This window comes from Niallia circulans, from assembly GCF_007273535.1.
GTDB lineage: Bacteria > Bacillota > Bacilli > Bacillales > Cytobacillaceae > Niallia > Niallia circulans_B.
Genome location: NZ_RIBP01000004.1, coordinates 2,281,663 through 2,298,993, shown reverse-complemented (window position 1 = coordinate 2,298,993; position 17,331 = coordinate 2,281,663). Strand labels below are relative to the sequence as shown.

The following is a 17,331-nucleotide window of genomic DNA, read 5'->3' as shown; positions in this document are numbered from 1 at the left end:
TATTAATAACCTGCTGGGATATACTGCAAAAGTCGAAAAATGCTTTCTTCGCCTTTCTATATTGTGGAATTTTGGCGATAATTACACAAAAAAACAGGAAATTGCTAAGCAATTCCTGTTAATCCTTTTTCATTTCAAAGTATTTATCCATGACCCTTTTTCCAATTGTTAAGTTAGGTGATGGACCATTTGCTGTTGTATACACCCATGGAACCATAACCGCCATTGCGACTTCTGGGTTTTCGTATGGTGCATACGAAACAAGGCTGACATTCATGACTTGTGGCGGCTCCTTATAGTTATCACGCTCAGGACCATCGTAAAAGGCCTGTGCTGTTCCTGTTTTGCCAGCAGGTGTATAGGAAGCTCCAGCGAAGACACTGCCTGTTCCACCCTGCTGCATCACCATTCGAAAGCCTTTTTGCACTTGATTCATCCAACTTTCTTTCATGTCAAGCTTGTTTAACACAACTGGTTTAATTTCCTGCTCCAGAACACCATATTTCTCTTCTGTGTTATTCGAGGAGCTCCTAATTTCCTTAACAATATGTGGTTGAATTCGGTAACCTCCATTGGCGATCGTGGAAACATATTGTGCAAGCTGCATATTTGTATACGTATCATATTGGCCAATCGATAAAAACATCAAATTACCTGGCTGATTAGGATTCACTTCTCCTTTAAATCCGGTCATTTCATTTGGTAAATCTATATTCGTCCGCACACCAAGGCCCATTTCTCCGAAAGTATTACGGATAGTTGTATACGCTTTTGGATCGACATCAAGAGGCTGCCCTGCTACGTAATGACCTTTTCCTATTGCGATAGCTGTTTTAGCCATATACACATTGGAAGAACGTTGGAGTGCCTGTAAATCATTTATGGTGTTCATCACAGTCCATGATTTGAAATCAGGTGATTTCTTTATCCTCATTACCTCATCAAGCATTGTCGTATACGGGCGAATAACACCCTCTTTATACCCTGTAAGCACCATTGCTCCTTTGACTGCAGAGCCGACATTATAAGAGGTAGTAATATTGCCTAATGCGAAGTCCTGAACCTCCTGCTTACCTGTTTTATCATCCCTGACAAGCTGCTTCCCTGCCATCGTCAATACTTCCCCTGTATGTGGGTCCATTAACACGACAAATGCTCTGTCTAGAAACTGCGTACCTGCATAGCCTGCTTTTGTCTTTTTTAATTCTTCCTCAATTATTTTTTCGACTTGGAGCTGGAGGTTCATGTCAATGGAAAGGAATAAATCACTGCCAGCCTTCCCAGCTGAAACTGTATTGGAAGAGACAATTTGGTCTTTTTTATCCCTAACATACTCGACTATTTGTTTTTTCCCGCGCAAAACATCCTCATATTGTTTTTCAATATAGCTCAAGCCGACACGGTCATTCATGTTATAGCCTTTTGCAAGATATTCCTCTTTTTGCTCTGCTGGTATCCCTTTTTGTGTGGAGCTGACTTTACCAAGCACCGTTTTAAGTGTATCTCCATATTGATATGTTCTGTCCCAGTCTTTAGCAGTATCTACACCAGGCATGGAGGAAAGATTTTCACTGACTTTTGCAAGTTCTTCATTTGTTACTCCGTCATTTTTAATTACAAGTGGAGAATAATAATAGCCGCTGCTCATAAGTCTGTATATGGCCAATGTTTCTAAATCATGTGCTGTTAAACTTTCGAGTTCTTCATTTGTAACCCTGTCGCGGAGAAGTTCATTAAATTTCTTCTGATAATTCTTGCTGCCGTACTTCTCCTTTAATGCCACATCTTCCTTTGCAGTTACTTTCTTTGCTGCTTGTTTCGGATGCAGAAGTAGCCAAAAATCCTGTTTGTCTATGTCTGTAATTTTTTTTAACTCCTTGTCTGAATCCATGTCAATTATGTCTGCAAGCTTTCCAGCTGTTTCCTTCAATTGATTAGGTTTGTACTTCCAATTCGTAAACAGGATAGCATTTTTGCCTGTGTTGCTTACGATGCTGTTTCCGTTCCGATCATATATTTCACCTCTAGGAACAGTCGTGCTGATCACAATATCCTCAGTTTTATCTACTACACGTTTATATTCGTCGCCATATACAATCTGCACAAAGCCTAACCGAAAAATCAACGCCGAAAAAAGCAAGAAAATCACCAAAAACAATAGATTTAACCGTAAGGAAAGCTGAAACTTCCTCTTTCTCTTTTTTTCCCCCATATATATACCTCTCTTTTTATATGTCACTCTCCTTTATTTTAAAGTAAAATTATGGTTCTTTCTATCAATATTTAACATAATTCACAAATTTAACATAGTCTTCTTATTAGTTGGGATTATCAGTGTTCCATTAGTTTTGGAGCCAAAACAAAAAAATCGGCAAACTTATAATCATGAGTTTGCCGACTGCTTAAAGGTCGATAAAAGAATTAGTCATTTTTCGCTACTCTTGTCCATGAACACGCGGTGCAGGAGAAAGCTGGATTTTTCTTGTAAAGAAATAAATAACAGAATGGCCGCAGCCGAGAATAAATAACATAACTGGTATTGATTTTTCTGGATTAAATATCATCACACCTGCAATAAATATTAGAACTGATACTAACCGTCCAAAATTCAAGTACAATTCGCGGACAACGATATATTCAATTCTCATTTCTCCTGCATTCCAGCCTCTTCCTATCACATCATATGTTAAGCTCGTATACGGAACTAAGATTAATGGATAGGCGACAGCAATGATTCCCGAATAAATAAGAAGCCGAATGTAAGAGAAGTCAAAGACAATAATGAAAATGGACAAGAATAACAGAATTCCCCCCACTAATATTGACTTACTGCGCCGTTCATTTTTAATACTCCTTGAAACAATATAATAAGCCAAAAAAGAAATTCCTGAATTGATGAGCCCAAATGTACCTAAAGCCATTTCACTGCCTGTTGCGATAAAGACAAATACTGTAATAACGAATGCATATGTTCCTTCGCGCAATCCTTGAAAAAAATGCGCGTTCGTTATTAATTTCCAATTCAAGTCGTTTTTCCGCTCCTTAATAATACGCTTCAATAAATACTGACCGCTAGCAGGTCTCCTTTTTTGAAAGAAACTCAATACAACCGCAAGGGAGAACAAACCAAGTGAAATGCCGAATATGATCGTATAACCAGTCGTCTTCGTTAATGTTGAAATAATGTACCCTGCCAACATTGGGCCAACCATGCCTGCGACAGATCCAAGAATGCCAAGAAAGCCATTAAAAAAGTCCCTTGTATCTGGTTCGGTAACTTCAAATGTCAGTACATTAAAAGCAAGCCAATAAAAGCCATTGCCAATGCCTAGCAAACATCCTAACAGAAGTAAAAATCTGGACGCATTATCGCCTATGAACAGCACTGTCAAATAAAACATTGCAAGAAAAATTACGCCGATTCTGAAAACAATAACCCTGTCGATTTTTTTTGCCCAACGCCCTGCCAATGTAAAGGTAATAAGCTGAAGGACAATAATAGCCATATTATACAATCCTAAATCTTTAAATTCTCCGGATTGTTTCCATAGAAAAATATTTACAAATGTGTTAGAAAGAGCAACGCTAAGCGCATAGAGCCCCCCGATTGTCAGCAATAATCCTAATTCCTTCGTGTACTTAATATCGCCTATCAATTTCCCTAATTTCATGATAAAAACTCCCCTTTGTCTCGCTAGTTTTTATCAAAGAGGGATGGCTTATGCACCATTTAAAAAAGACATAAAAAAAACTTGCCGGCTTATAAGCCGGCAAGTTTTACATGTATCGATTATTTTGCTGAAGCGTATCTTTTAGAAACTTCATCCCAGTTAATTACATTAAAGAATGCATTAATGTATTCTGGACGACGGTTTTGGTAGTTTAGGTAGTAAGCATGCTCCCAAACATCCAAGCCTAGGATTGGTGTTTTACCTTCCATAAGCGGGCTGTCTTGGTTTGGTGTGCTAGTTACTTCAATTTCACCATTGTTAACTACTAGCCATGCCCAACCAGAACCGAAGCGAGTTGTAGCAGCTTTAGCGAATTCTTCTTTGAAGTTTTCAAAGCTTCCGAACTTGCTGTCGATAGCTGAAGCTAGGTCGCCAGAAGGCTGTCCGCCGCCATTTGGAGAAATCACTTCCCAGAATAGTGAATGGTTAGCATGTCCGCCACCGTTGTTACGTACAGCTGTACGTGCTGCTTCTGGAACTGCATCAAGGTTTGACACAATTTCTTCCACTGTTTTAGAAAGCAATTCTGCATTTCCTTCTAAAGCGTTGTTTAGGTTTGTTACATATGTGTTATGGTGTTTTGTGTGGTGAATATTCATTGTTTCTTTGTCGATATGCGGTTCTAATGCATCATAAGCGTATGGTAATTGTGGTAATGAGAAAGACATTTGTTATTCCTCCTATGTATTAGGTATATTTTTTGCTTCCCCTAAATTATTATCACTATTTTGACAATATGTATGGGAGAAGTTTTTTCTAATAAAACAGTACCAAATTAAGCCATTCCTTTCAAATAATTTGCCTTATTTAGACGGATTATTTTTTATTTAGACGGATTGCCTTAATATTAGCTCTGCATACTTCGGTTAGTATCTTTATGATTACTCTTTTTATACCAACTTGCTGACATCAGCAAACACCTTTTCCCAACATGGAATAAGTTCCCACTTGAAAGTTTCGTTAAATAGACACATTAGCGGTTATTCGTTGGTATATAAAGGATCCAGGAAAAATAACGCCTAACAAACAACCTAAAATTTTACATTTTTAGTTTGACAATATATTCACAATATTTTTTAATCGAACTTAAGAGACAAATAAGGGAGTGCTAGCTATGAAGGAAGGGACATTATCACTTTACAGTCTGCTGCTGCAGCATTTTTTTTCGTTAAATAATATTCAGGTTTTTCCAAAAGAGAGCTTACTATTTCAAGAAGGTGACCTTGTCAATAATATATATATCCTTTTGGATGGAAAAATGTCAGTAGGTAGAATTCATGAAAACGGCAAGGAATTTATTATGAAGATTCTTACAGACGAAGATTTAATTCTTGAATATCAAATCTTTAAGCGTGCACCAAAGTATTTTCACTTCGCTAAGCCCATCACAGATTGCGAGCTGCTTGTCATTGAAAGGGCTGAATTCGAGGACTGTGCTTTACACGACAAAGCGCTGCTTGCCTCGCTCACTTCCTATTTAAGCACTGGCTATTTGAAAGCAAACATTAAGTGTCAAGATTTAATCATGAATGGAAAAAAGGGTGGATTGTACAGCATTCTTATCAGGTTATGCCATTCTTTCGGTAAGAGGACTTGTGATGGTATCCTTATTGATTTTCCCCTTACACATCAAGAACTTGCAAACTTAACGTACGGAACGCGCGAAGTTATCCAGCGTTTAATGAAGGAATTAAGAGATGACGGAATCATCTCTATATCCTCCCAAAAGATACTTGTTAAGGACCTTGCCTTCTTGAAAAGGGCTGTGGACTGCCAAAGCTGCCCCATAGAAGTGTGCGGTCTTAATTAATTAAATCATTAGCTGCTTTCATAATTACTTAAATTGCAATAAGGAAGTAGACAATCATAATCGTTTGAATGAGCCCTTTTGCTGCGACACTTCCTAAGAAACCGACTAATGAACCGACACCTGCCTTAAGGGCTACTTTCCAATGCGATTTATTAACGAGTAACTCTGCGATAACCGCTCCTATAAATGGACCAATCAATATACCTGCAACTGGAATGAGAAATGGGCCTGCTAAAAGCCCGATTGTACTCCCCCATATACCTGCTTTAGATCCGCCGTATTTCTTAACACTGATTAAGTTTGTCATATAATCAGCGATAAACAATAATACGACGAATACTCCTTGAATAATCCAGAACAATAATGAAAATTCTTGGAAGGTAAAGAACAGCCCATAAAGCAAAAAACCTCCAATAATAAATATAACGCTTGGAATAATTGGGTATACCAATCCTATATACGCTACAATAAATAGTGCTACAATTATTACCCAATAAATGATATCCATTGTTCGCCTCCTAATAATGATTTTTACGAAAAGAAGTAATGTTTCTATTCTTATCATATGTTTAACATAGTTTTTTTCGTGAATCAACGGCTTATGCTTGTATATGCATTTAGGCAAAGATAAAATAGTAGTGAATCTTTATAAGGGTGTGTCAATTGAATGAATATTTTTAAGCAATTTTATCGGAGCATCTATTCACCAAAAGATATAGCAAGCTTCCGAACTCAAGGAATTTGGAAAACAATCGCATACTTACTCATCCTGTCGATTATTACCTCCATTCCTACCATCTATTATTTGAACAAGGGCATGAATGATGGAATACATACATTGGCTTCCACAATGGAAGAGGATGTCCCAGATTTCCGAATCGAAGACAATTCCCTTCATTCAGATTTAAAGGAGCCTAAAGTAATCAATAAAGAGGATTTAACAATTATCATTGATTCAACAGGAACCTACAACGAAAAGAAAATCAGCAGCTCTGGCAATACTGTCGCACTCCTTCAAAAAGAGTTTGTAATTGTGACTGCAGGACAAGCACAGTCGTTTGAATATTCCTACTTTGGAAATATAACTGCCACAAAAAGCGATTTGACGGATCTTGCCCAATACTTTGATTCGATAATACCAATGCTAACAGGTATAATGGCCGTAGTCTTTTTTATCTTCCTAGCTGCTTCTAAAGCAATTGAAGCCTTTATCCTGGCCATTTTCGGCACCTTCTTTGCAAGAATTTTAGGAAAAGGCTTAACATATAGGGAGACTTGGAAAATCACGGTTTACAGTATGACAATTCCGACTCTGTTCTTCTTTATTATGGACAGCCTTGAAACAAATGTACCGAATGGCAGTCTTCTCAATTGGTTCATTACGTTATTTATCGTTTTCCTGTCCATAAAAGAAATCGAAACAAAGACACCAATCAAAGAATAGTTAATAGACTTATACCCATTTTCAACTTGCTCTAGTAAAACGGAGCAGGTTTTTTTTTGCATCCAAAACTACTATTTACAAAGAAATGATAGAAGCAAGAATACATAAGTGATAGAACTATATGAATATACGCTGCAGTGTCAAAACTTCGAATACACTGTATAAAGGGACAGTGCCGAGAAACATCCCTACGCTTTATTTACCTTATTCCGAAAAAAATTATATACCAAGATTCCTCTTAAAAATTTAGCTGCTGGATAAAATGATAGAAAAAAGGTTCTATCATTTTTTCTTTGTGCATATTCTTTACTATAAAACATGGCAGGAGGAACTCGATATGAAAAGGCTCTTCACTATTTTTATATGTCTATTGACAATCTATGTCATCTACTATGATTTAAATCACGGTACATTAAATGTAAAAGAAGAGCCTTCCATCGAGGTTCAAGCATCTTCCCCTGATTCTGCTAACACAGGAGTTTTTGAACATGAAGTGAAAGCAGGAGAAACGGTATTGACTATTATGGAGAAAGAGACAACCAAAACCCTCCCTGTCAGCATTGATACACTAATTGAAGACTTCAAGCAATTAAATAAAGGGGTTTCTCCAGAGGATATCCAAGTAGGAAAAACATATGCTTTTCCTGATTACAGTAATCAGCAATAAAACGTCTAATTGCAATTTTCCAGTTGTTAATAACAGCAAGTTTCTTGTCAATATAAGTATTTCATTGTTACAATAGGAATGTACTTTTGAATTTATTTGAGAATCAAGTTATTTTAAGGTTCTCCAATTATTAAAGGAGCGAATCACCATTGAGTGAAATTATACATCGTACTAAAACCCGACCAATAAAAGTTGGCAATTTGACAATTGGCGGAAACAATGAAGTTGTTATCCAAAGTATGACCACAACGAAAACACATGATGTGGAAGCTACAGTTGCAGAAATCAATCGACTTGAAGAAGCTGGATGCCAAGTTGTCCGTGTTGCTTGTCCTGATGAGCGTGCAGCAAATGCCATCGCAGACATAAAAAAGAGAATTAACATCCCACTTGTTGTTGATATTCATTTTGACTATCGCCTTGCATTAAAAGCAATTGAGGGTGGCGCTGACAAAATCAGAATTAACCCTGGTAATATCGGGAAAAGGGAAAAGGTTGAAGCAGTTGTTAAAGCTGCAAAAGCAAAAGGGATTCCAATTCGTATTGGTGTTAATGCCGGTTCTCTTGAGAAAAGAATTCTTGAGAAATACGGATACCCAACAGCAGACGGTATGGTAGAAAGTGCTCTTCATCATATTAAAATATTAGAAGACCTTGACTTCCATAACATTATCGTTTCCATGAAAGCTTCTGATGTTAACCTTGCCATTGAAGCATATGAAAAGGCTGCAAAAGCTTTTGATTATCCGCTGCACCTTGGGATAACTGAATCAGGTACCTTATTTGCAGGAACTGTAAAAAGCGCGGCAGGTTTAGGTGCCATTCTTAGCAAAGGAATCGGAAATACGGTTCGTATTTCTTTAAGTGCAGACCCTGTTGAAGAAGTTAAGGTTGCCCGTGAGCTACTTAAATCATTCGGATTGTCTGCTAATGCAGCTACATTGATTTCTTGTCCGACATGCGGACGGATTGAGATTGACCTCATTTCTATCGCAAATGAAGTAGAAGAATATATTTCTACTATTAAAGCACCTATTAAAGTAGCAGTGCTAGGCTGTGCTGTTAACGGTCCTGGTGAGGCGAGAGAGGCTGATATCGGCATCGCTGGAGCTAGAGGCGAAGGCTTGCTATTCCGCAAAGGGAAAATCGTCCGTAAGGTGCCAGAGGAAACAATGGTAGACGAATTGAAAAAAGAAATCGACGCTATTGCCGAGGAGTATTTTGCTAAAAAAGCGGCAGAGGAAGCGGAAGAACAACAGAAGAAACAGGATATGCTTTCACAATAATTTTTTTAAAACCCCAATCGATTTGATTGGGGTTTTTACTACACGACAAAACCCTTAGCAAGCCGCTAAGGGTTTTGGTTTTTTTACAGTGATTCACCGTTTGTTTCAATTACTTCTTTATACCAATGGAAGCTCTTCTTCTTAATACGGTCATTAGTGCCTTTACCCTCACTGTCTCTGTCAACGTAAATATAGCCGTAGCGTTTTCTTAGCTCTGCTGTAGATGCGCTCACAAGGTCGATTGGTCCCCAAGAAGTATAGCCGATTAGTTCGACTCCATCCTCAATCGCTTCTCTCACTTCTTCAAGATGGCTTTGCAGATAATCAATCCGATAATCATCTTGAACAGTACCATCCTCGTCAAGTGTATCGACTGCGCCAAGTCCATTCTCGACAATAAACAATGGCTTTTGATATCTGTCATGAAGCTGATTTAAGACAATTCGCAATCCCTTAGGATCAATTTGCCAACCCCATTCAGATGAAGCTAAATACGGATTTTTGACACCTTCTAGCAGGTTTCCGCTCGTTTTCTGATGCTCTGGATCTGTGCTGGCAACAAACGACATATAATAACTGAAGCCAATATAATCGACAGTGCCGTCTTTAAGGAGCTGCTCATCGCCTTCCTCCATGACAATTTCAATATTGTTGTCACGGAAAAAGCGCTTCATGAATCCTGGATAGCTGCCTCTTGCCTGAACATCAGAGAAGAATAAAGTCTGACGGTCTTGCTGCATTGCTGCAAACATATCCTCAGGCTTGGATGTATATGGATAAGTAACCATGGAAGCAATCATACAACCGATCTGAGAGCCAGGAATAATTTCATGTCCTGCCTTAACAGCAAGTGCACTTGCAATAAACTGGTGATGTGCACCTTGATATTGAGAATTCTTTTGATTTTCTCCTTCTTCAAACAACAGTCCCCCGCCTGTAAAAGGTGCGTGGAGAATAACGTTGATTTCATTGAACGTCATCCAGTATTTCACTTTATCTTTATAACGTGTGAAAACCGTTCTTGCAAAGTGCTCATAAAACTCGACAACTTTACGATTTTTCCAGCCGCCATAGTTTTTTACTAAAGCTAGAGGCATTTCATAGTGTGAAATTGTCACTACAGGCTCAATATTGTATTTCTTCAATTCATCAAATACATTGTCATAAAACGCTAAGCCTTTTTCATTTGGTTCCGTTTCATCACCATTTGGGAATATTCTCGTCCAAGCTATCGATAGACGGAAGGCTTTAAAGCCCATTTCTGCAAATAGTGCGATATCTTCTTTATATTTATGATAAAAATCGATGCCATCATGATATAAATTGTAAGCAGTCATTGACTCATCTGGCGGGCTCATAATTCCAAACGGAGAGACGTCTGCTGTAGACAATCCTTTTCCGTCTGCTTTATATGCACCCTCAAGCTGGTTAGCAGCTACTGCGCCGCCCCATAAGAAACCTTCTGGAAATCTTTTTCCCATTTTATTCACCTCTTCATTGTATTAAGAAGGGACCATATTTTGGTCCCTTTTTTTACTTAAACTACAGTTAAGTCAAGCACTGCCTCATTAGAGCTTGTGTGACCACTCTTAAGTGGTGTTACATCTTTATACTCCATTGTGTTTGTAATAACAACAGGCGTGATTGTGTCAAAGCCTGCTTTTTTTAATGCATCAATATCAAAGGAAGTGATTTTGTCTCCAACTTTGACAGCATCGCCTTCTTTCATATGTGCTGTAAAGTGCTCACCGTCAAGCTGAACCGTATCTAAGCCAACATGGATAAGGATCTCAGCTCCTTTATCACTTGTAATACCGATAGCATGCTTTGTTTTGAACAGAGTCGTAATCACACCATTTACCGGAGAAAGCACTTCTCCTTTTTCTGGGATGATAGCAATCCCTTTCCCCATTATTTCTTGAGCAAATGTTGGATCATTCACTTCGCTTAATGAAACTGCTTTTCCTACGATTGGGCTTAAAACCTGTTCTGAAACAATACCTGCTTCTTTCGTTGCAGCCGCTTCTGCGTCTGCATCTGGAGTCGGCTCTTCTGAATTCTCTGCTGGAACATCTTCAAATCCGATTAGATATGCTGCAACTGCCGCAGCGACAAACGCGATTGCCATACCGATAAGGGCGTTTACAAAGTTAAGTCCTGGTCCAATGAATGATGTAACCCCTGGGATACCTGCACTACCACCCATGATATATGCTGCAACCTTCGTAATTCCTAAATATGCACCACCGATTGCACCACCAATAAGTGCTGCGATGAATGGCTTTTTAAGACGAACGTTAACACCATACATTGCTGGTTCTGTTACACCCATTAGTCCTGTGACACTGACAGAATAAGATAGTGATTTGAATTTTTTGTTTTTCGTTTTCATTGCAACTGCAAATGCAGCTCCAGCTTGCCCCATATTTGCTAAGAACATTGCCGGCATTAAATAGTCAAAACCGTTAACTGTAACATTGTTAATCATGATTGGCACTAATGCGTAGTGCATTCCAGTCATGATGATAAGCGAGAATGAACCTGCAAGAAGGATCATCGCAAATAGTCCTGCATTATCAAATAAGAAATTAATTCCTCCAGATAGATATTCACCAAGAATAGCTCCAAGCGGTCCAACTGTGATCAATGTAACCGGAACAACTACTAATAACGTAACACTTGGTACTACGATAAGTTTTAAAGATGCATGTGTAACTTTGTCAATCCATCTTTCCACATAAGAAGCAATCCAAATTGCTAACAGAATTGGAATAACTGTTGATGAATAAGTAGCAATTGTTACAGGAAGCCCGATAAAGGAAATTGGTTCACCTGCAGTGAATAATGCTGTTAAATCAGGATGCAGTATTGCTGCACCAATTGCTGCGGCAACGAACATATTGCTTCCGAATTTTCGTGCAGCACTTACAGCTAAGATGATTGGCAAGAAGTAAAACGCACCGTCACCAACTGCTGTTAATATGATATATGTTTGGCTTGTATTAGAAAGCCAGCCTAACGCTACAAGAATAGCTAAAATACCTTTAATCATACCAGCTCCAGCTATTGCTGGAAGTATCGGAGTAAACACACCTGAAATGACATCAAACACAGCACTTATCGGATTTTTCTTTTGACCTGAAGATCCTCCGCTAGTTTTTTCGCCACTTAATTTACTGTTATCAATAATTCCTTTATAAACCTTCGGAACATCATTTCCAATAATAATTTGGAATTGGCTTCCGCTAATATTTGTACCCATAACACCTTCAAGTGCCTCTATTTGAGGACGATTTGCTTTGCTGTTGTCTTTTAGGTTAAAGCGCAATCTTGTCATACAGTGAATAACATTATCTACGTTCTCTTCACCGCCAACTTGTTGCAAAATATCCTTTGATAATTTATTATAATCCATGATAGTACCTCCTATTTTTAGGGGAAATATTGTTTTTGCATGAGCTGTATGTGGGTGGCCGCCCATTTACAGCTTTTTTAATTACCTTTTTGTTCTGCTCTTAACATCCCTCCAGCTTTAACTCCATAAAAAAAACCTAAACTGCGCCCATGAATAAGGATATAAAATCCCCATTAAACAAGAACGTAGTTTAGGTTTTGCCTGCTTATCAGTAACAATCCTAAAGCGGTTTCATTAAGTTTTATAAGCTAAATTTAACATGCTCCAAAATCATTGTCAACGCTTTCTATAAAAAAATATTATAATTTTTTTCATTAAAAAAACCGGCAGCTTACTTTTAATGCTGCCGGCCTGTTACTGTTATAGGGATTCCTTAGAAGAACGGTGCTATAAATATGCCAATGATGATGGACAATGCTCCAAGCGCAATCGCCCAAGAGCCAAGCGTTACTGCACCGCGTCTGCGTGCTACCAATCCTACAACAATCCCGACGATACCTAATATGATCGGCATCACAAACAGGGAAATGATCGAGATAATCAGTGCTGTAATCCCGACTCCTCTTCCATTGCTTTCTGTATGCTCCCTGCGGTCAGTGGTTGCCATTCTGGCTTCTTCATTCGTCGTTTCTACCCTTTGACGAATCGGGACACTTGTATTAAAAGGCATTGGATTGACAATCTCTGCAGATGTCTCTTCCAAGTAATCAGTTGTACGTGAATCGTCTTGCTCTCTATCGATGCGATTCTTTTCTTCATTGCTATTGTAGTCTGCCATGATCATTCCCTCGCTTTCTATAATAGGAGCATTTATTATAATGGCCAAAACAGCAATGATTATAAGTGTAAAAGCTTGGCAGCAAATGTGGCTTTTTTTGGGGAGTTATGACTTTCTCCTTGTCCATATCTTTGTTAAGCTTAAGAGAAGGATCCTAAGTTAGAATTCTTCGTGAAAACCAAATAAAAAGGAGTACATATGAAAAAATTACGGTTTGGGATTGATATTGATGGTACTGTCACTAGTCCGGATACCTTCGTTCCCTATTTGAATGAAAGCTTTCAGTTGAATATTACGCTTGATGATATTAAGGAATACGATTTATACCCTCTTGTTTCAGTTTCACAGGAGGAATTTGACAAATGGTTCGTCGATAATGAACCGCGCATTTATACTGCTTCCCCTCTTGCAGAAGGGGCTAATATCGTTTTAAGCAGCTGGGCAGGCAAGCATGAGCTGTATTTTATCAGTGCAAGAGGCAAGCATCTGCTCAATGTCACAAAGGAATGGTTTGTTAATAACGGTATTTCCTATGACCATATTGAATTAATTGGCACGCATCATAAAATAGCTGCTGTTAAACAACATGAGGTCGATATCTTTTTTGAGGATAAGCATGATAATGCAGTGATGATAAATAAGGAATGTGGCATTCCTGTCATATTATTTGATACACCTTACAACAGGGACCCGATTCCTGAAGGAGTCATCCGAGTAACAAGCTGGCAGGAAGCTTCTGATTGGGTTGAAAATTGGATGAAAATGAAATAAACATAAAAAAAAATCTACTGTATGAGCAGTAGATTTTTTTTATTGGACACATTCCGGGCATCTTCCGTAAATTTCAAATTTATGGCCAGACACGTCGTATCCCTTAAGATTATCTGTCAGTTCTGCCATTGGGCATGTGATAATTTCTTTTGTTTTCCCGCATTCTAAACAAATAAAATGGTGGTGATGGTTATGGTGAGAGCAAGTAAAGCGAAAATGCTTTTCGCCATTTAATTCTGTCATCTCAAAAATATTTAGATCTACAAAAAGGGATAGGTTGCGGTATATGGTGTCGAAGCTTAAGCCAGGATAATCATTTTTCAGAGCATCAAGTACATCTTTAGCTGTTATATATTTATTTTTTGTAGCAAACAGCTCTAACATATCTTCTCTTTTCCCAGTATGCTTATAGCCCTCTTCCTTCAGTATGTCCAAAGCTTGTGCAACATTCAATGGTGACACCTCCCAATTTATGGAATATATATAGTAATCGTTACGATTTGATTAATACTTTATCTAAACTAGTATACAAGAATGCCCTATAATTGTAAAGTTACCGCTTCTCCTGATAAATCAATTTAATTTTTTCAAATTTTCATGACACATTTTCGTCCAACACTCATATGTTAGAATGGGGAGTGATGACATGAAAATTTTTGAAAATATAATAAACCACAAAATCCATACGATTACACCTACAGAACTGCTGAAATACAGCAAACAGTTTAAAATACCTATTTCAGACACAGAATCAGAAAAACTCGCACAACACTTGAACAGCAAAAAAGTCAATATCTTTAATCCATCAGAAAGAGCCCAGCTTATCAGAGAGCTTGCCACCATTACGAGCCCAGCCACTGCAAAAGAAGTTAATAACTTATTCAACCTGTTCGCAAAACAATAGCCTTAATCAAAAGCCTCTTTTTTCTTTCCAGAGAAAAGAGGCTTTTGTCTTTTATAAATGAGTTTACCCATATAAGAATCACGGCACAATAAAGCATAAAAGCATGCACCGATATTTAATTTCTCTGTTTAACATCAAGTATAAAGATTTCACAAAGACAAAACTGTCTTTTTCCCCTTCCATTAGAAAAGAGGCTTCGCTCGAAATAATAATTTCTTGTAATTCTCATCCTTTTTTCATCTGGTTATGCTAAAATTTGTCCTTGGACAAGAATTGCTTGTCTTATTTTTTGGAAGTTAAAAGGAGCAATAATATGAATATGGAATCATTACTGCAATTAAACACCATTTTTATAAGCATTGTCATAGAAGCTCTGCCATTTATTCTTATTGGTGTTATCTTCTCCGGTATCATTCAAGTTTTTATTTCAGAAGAAATGATTGCGAAGCTTATGCCAAAAAATACTATCTTGGCTATACTAGTTGCCTCTCTTTTAGGTGCTATCATTCCTGCGTGTGAATGTGGAATTATTCCTATAACAAGAAGGCTTATTCTTAAAGGTGTATCCGTCCCTGCTGCGGTAGCCTTTATGATTACTGGACCAATCATCAATCCAATCGTTCTCTTTTCGACCTATATTGCATTTGGAAACAGCTGGAGCATGGTGCTACACCGTGGTTTATTGGCTATACTGGCTTCCATCATCATTGGCATCTTCCTACAATTTTTTGTGAAGGACTCGCCATTAAAATCAACAGACAGCCATGCTGCTCATTATCATTCCTTTTCAGAAAAAATTTCGGCCATGCTGAAACACTCCATTGATGAGTTTTTTTCTGTCGCAAAATATTTAGTAGCAGGATCTCTGATAGCTGCACTTGTACAAACAACTATAAAAACATCCACACTTGTTTCCATTGGAAACGGTACTGTTTCCTCCCATGTAGTGATGATGGGGCTCGCTTATGTATTAAGCCTTTGCTCACAAGCAGATGCTTTTATTGCGGCAAGCTTTCGAGGCAGCTTCTCAACAAGCTCGATTCTCGCTTTCCTGCTCTTTGGACCGATGCTTGATATTAAAAACACAATGATGCTGCTAAGTACATTTAAAGCAAAATTTGTTGCTGTCTTATGTACAGTAATTACCGTTACTGTTCTTGTTATAACATTAGTTTTTTAAGGAGGCATGTATATGTTTCGGATTTTTGTATTAATCGGGTTTACATACCTTTTTTTCCATCTGCATGCTTCTGGTGATATTTCCAAATATATCAATATGAAGTACTCTTATATATCCGAATCTGCAATTTATATCTTTATTTTGTTTACGTTGATATCCCTTTATTTTTATATAAAAGGTGATAAGCATGAACATGAGCATGGACATAATTGTGGCGTCGATTGCGGACATGATCATACGCATGAGGAAAATCGTTGGAATAGAGGCTTTGCTTTTCTTATTATGATTACACCTGTTCTGACAGGCTTGTTTTTGCCTGTTGCCACACTCGATTCAAATATCGTTGAAAAAAAGGGGCTGTTTTTCCCTGTTTATGACGAAGGAGATCAATACAGCCAGCACCAGTTCCTGCAACCAGATACAAGCAGCTATTACGGTAAGGAAGGCTATTCTGAGGTGATGGACAAGGGTCTGAAAAAATTAAATAACGAAGACTCTATCACTTTAGAGGGAGATACCTTTTTGAATGACCTTGAAACTGTCTATAATTATCCAGGCGAGTTCATGGGGGAAGAAATGACATTAACAGGCTTTGCATATAAGGATAAGGAGCTTTCGAGTAACCAAGCATTTCTGCTGCGTTTTGGGATTATTCATTGTATTGCCGATTCAGGGGTATATGGCATCATGCTTGATTTACCAGACGACTTAAAAACAAGCAATGACGAGTGGCTGCAAATAACCGGAACCCTCGATACGATGTATTATCAACCGTTTAAAAAGTCAATCCCTGTCTTGAAGGTAACAAAATGGGAAAAGGTTTCAGAGCCCAATGACCCATATGTATATCGACAAAATTAACAAAAAGCAAAGACCACATTTGTAGTCTTTGCTTTTTGTTAATTTCAGAAATATCAGTATATTATGATATAATAACATAAGAAGGAAATATTTAGGGGAGGGATTAAATGAAATATGGTAGGTTTCTAATTCTAACAGTTGCAGTTATCCTTGTAGAGCTGGCTATTTCTTTGCTTCTAGCACAAAAATATAATCTCCTATTACTTGATTCAATCTTTTATGTTGGCTTAGTCTTTTCTTTACTGTTTATCTTCTTTTCAAGGACTGGAGGACTTTTCTCTAACTATAGTGAAATGAAAACAGCAGCAAGCACTTTAGGATTTAAAAACAGCTATAAATTAAAAAGGACCATAGGCAGTCTGTCCATCAATTGTTTCAACGTCGGCTCCTTCTTATTTTTTCTCATCGGGCTTGGAGCAGCTTTTAGCCTTTGAATTTACACTGCTATTTTAAAAAAAAGGACCATTTCACCTTTTGGGAAATG

General features: G+C 37.9%; 17 protein-coding genes. 9 read left to right on the top strand and 8 right to left on the bottom strand.

The features are described from left to right. Window positions 1–118: 118 nt before the first annotated feature. From CEQ21_RS19210 to CEQ21_RS19200, 3 genes are all read right to left on the bottom strand, one after another. Window positions 119–2,212 carry a peptidoglycan D,D-transpeptidase FtsI family protein gene (locus CEQ21_RS19210; protein ID WP_185765894.1) on the bottom strand — a complete coding sequence of 698 codons (2,094 nt, stop codon included), beginning with the start codon at window positions 2,210–2,212 and terminating at the stop codon, window positions 119–121. A 223-nt stretch (window positions 2,213–2,435) separates the two neighbouring features. Continuing rightward, window positions 2,436–3,671 (bottom strand): MFS transporter, encoded by a 1,236-nt coding sequence (locus tag CEQ21_RS19205; RefSeq protein WP_419181600.1) that lies wholly within the window; start codon window positions 3,669–3,671, stop codon window positions 2,436–2,438. 119 nt (window positions 3,672–3,790) lie between these two features. After that, window positions 3,791–4,399, bottom strand: coding sequence for a superoxide dismutase (locus tag CEQ21_RS19200; protein ID WP_185765893.1), 609 nt, complete (start codon window positions 4,397–4,399; stop codon window positions 3,791–3,793). Window positions 4,400–4,845: 446 nt separating this feature from the next. On the opposite strand from CEQ21_RS19200, the gene CEQ21_RS19195 reads away from it, so the two are divergent. Next, window positions 4,846–5,541: a Crp/Fnr family transcriptional regulator gene (locus CEQ21_RS19195; RefSeq protein WP_185765892.1), complete on the top strand. Its 696-nt coding sequence runs from the start codon at window positions 4,846–4,848 to the stop codon at window positions 5,539–5,541. Window positions 5,542–5,569: 28 nt separating this feature from the next. Here CEQ21_RS19195 and CEQ21_RS19190 read toward each other — a convergent pair whose 3' ends face one another. Continuing rightward, a complete protein-coding gene (locus CEQ21_RS19190) occupies window positions 5,570–6,049 on the bottom strand; it encodes a DUF456 domain-containing protein (RefSeq protein ID WP_185765891.1) in 480 nt (159 codons plus the stop codon). 159 nt (window positions 6,050–6,208) lie between these two features. Between CEQ21_RS19190 and CEQ21_RS19185 the strand changes: the two genes are divergently transcribed. The 3 genes from CEQ21_RS19185 (at window position 6,209) to ispG (ending at window position 8,938) form a co-directional block, all read left to right on the top strand. Next, window positions 6,209–6,985, top strand: coding sequence for a DUF1189 domain-containing protein (locus CEQ21_RS19185; RefSeq protein WP_185765890.1), 777 nt, complete (start codon window positions 6,209–6,211; stop codon window positions 6,983–6,985). Window positions 6,986–7,322: 337 nt separating this feature from the next. Further along, entirely contained in the window at window positions 7,323–7,652 is a 330-nt protein-coding gene (locus CEQ21_RS19180; RefSeq protein ID WP_185765889.1) for a LysM peptidoglycan-binding domain-containing protein, read from the top strand. Window positions 7,653–7,801: 149 nt separating this feature from the next. Then, a complete protein-coding gene (ispG, locus tag CEQ21_RS19175; RefSeq protein WP_185765888.1) occupies window positions 7,802–8,938 on the top strand; it encodes a flavodoxin-dependent (E)-4-hydroxy-3-methylbut-2-enyl-diphosphate synthase in 1,137 nt (378 codons plus the stop codon). Window positions 8,939–9,021: 83 nt separating this feature from the next. Here ispG and CEQ21_RS19170 read toward each other — a convergent pair whose 3' ends face one another. The 3 genes from CEQ21_RS19170 to CEQ21_RS19160 form a co-directional block, all read right to left on the bottom strand. Continuing rightward, window positions 9,022–10,419, bottom strand: coding sequence for a glycoside hydrolase family 1 protein (locus tag CEQ21_RS19170; protein WP_419181599.1), 1,398 nt, complete (start codon window positions 10,417–10,419; stop codon window positions 9,022–9,024). A 56-nt stretch (window positions 10,420–10,475) separates the two neighbouring features. After that, window positions 10,476–12,353, bottom strand: coding sequence for a beta-glucoside-specific PTS transporter subunit IIABC (locus CEQ21_RS19165; protein ID WP_185765886.1), 1,878 nt, complete (start codon window positions 12,351–12,353; stop codon window positions 10,476–10,478). A 373-nt stretch (window positions 12,354–12,726) separates the two neighbouring features. Continuing rightward, on the bottom strand, window positions 12,727–13,131 hold the full coding sequence (locus CEQ21_RS19160; protein WP_185765885.1) for a DUF308 domain-containing protein: 405 nt from the start codon (window positions 13,129–13,131) through the stop codon (window positions 12,727–12,729). 198 nt (window positions 13,132–13,329) lie between these two features. Between CEQ21_RS19160 and CEQ21_RS19155 the strand changes: the two genes are divergently transcribed. Beyond that, window positions 13,330–13,902, top strand: a complete 573-nt coding sequence (locus tag CEQ21_RS19155; protein ID WP_185765884.1) for a 5' nucleotidase, NT5C type — start codon at window positions 13,330–13,332, stop codon at window positions 13,900–13,902. 39 nt (window positions 13,903–13,941) lie between these two features. On the opposite strand, the gene CEQ21_RS19150 is transcribed toward CEQ21_RS19155, so the two are convergent. Next, window positions 13,942–14,355, bottom strand: a complete 414-nt coding sequence (locus CEQ21_RS19150; protein ID WP_185765883.1) for a Fur family transcriptional regulator — start codon at window positions 14,353–14,355, stop codon at window positions 13,942–13,944. Window positions 14,356–14,548: 193 nt separating this feature from the next. Between CEQ21_RS19150 and CEQ21_RS19145 the strand changes: the two genes are divergently transcribed. From CEQ21_RS19145 to CEQ21_RS19130, 4 genes are all read left to right on the top strand, one after another. Next, on the top strand, window positions 14,549–14,806 hold the full coding sequence (locus tag CEQ21_RS19145; protein ID WP_185765882.1) for a DUF2624 domain-containing protein: 258 nt from the start codon (window positions 14,549–14,551) through the stop codon (window positions 14,804–14,806). Between the two features lie 313 nt (window positions 14,807–15,119). After that, the gene (locus CEQ21_RS19140) at window positions 15,120–15,986 is read left to right on the top strand and encodes a permease (RefSeq protein WP_185765881.1); all 867 of its coding nucleotides are present in this window, start codon (window positions 15,120–15,122) and stop codon (window positions 15,984–15,986) included. 12 nt (window positions 15,987–15,998) lie between these two features. Then, window positions 15,999–16,847 (top strand): TIGR03943 family putative permease subunit, encoded by an 849-nt coding sequence (locus CEQ21_RS19135; RefSeq protein WP_185765880.1) that lies wholly within the window; start codon window positions 15,999–16,001, stop codon window positions 16,845–16,847. 107 nt (window positions 16,848–16,954) lie between these two features. After that, window positions 16,955–17,281, top strand: a complete 327-nt coding sequence (locus tag CEQ21_RS19130) for a hypothetical protein (protein ID WP_185765879.1) — start codon at window positions 16,955–16,957, stop codon at window positions 17,279–17,281. Window positions 17,282–17,331: the final 50 nt, after the last annotated feature.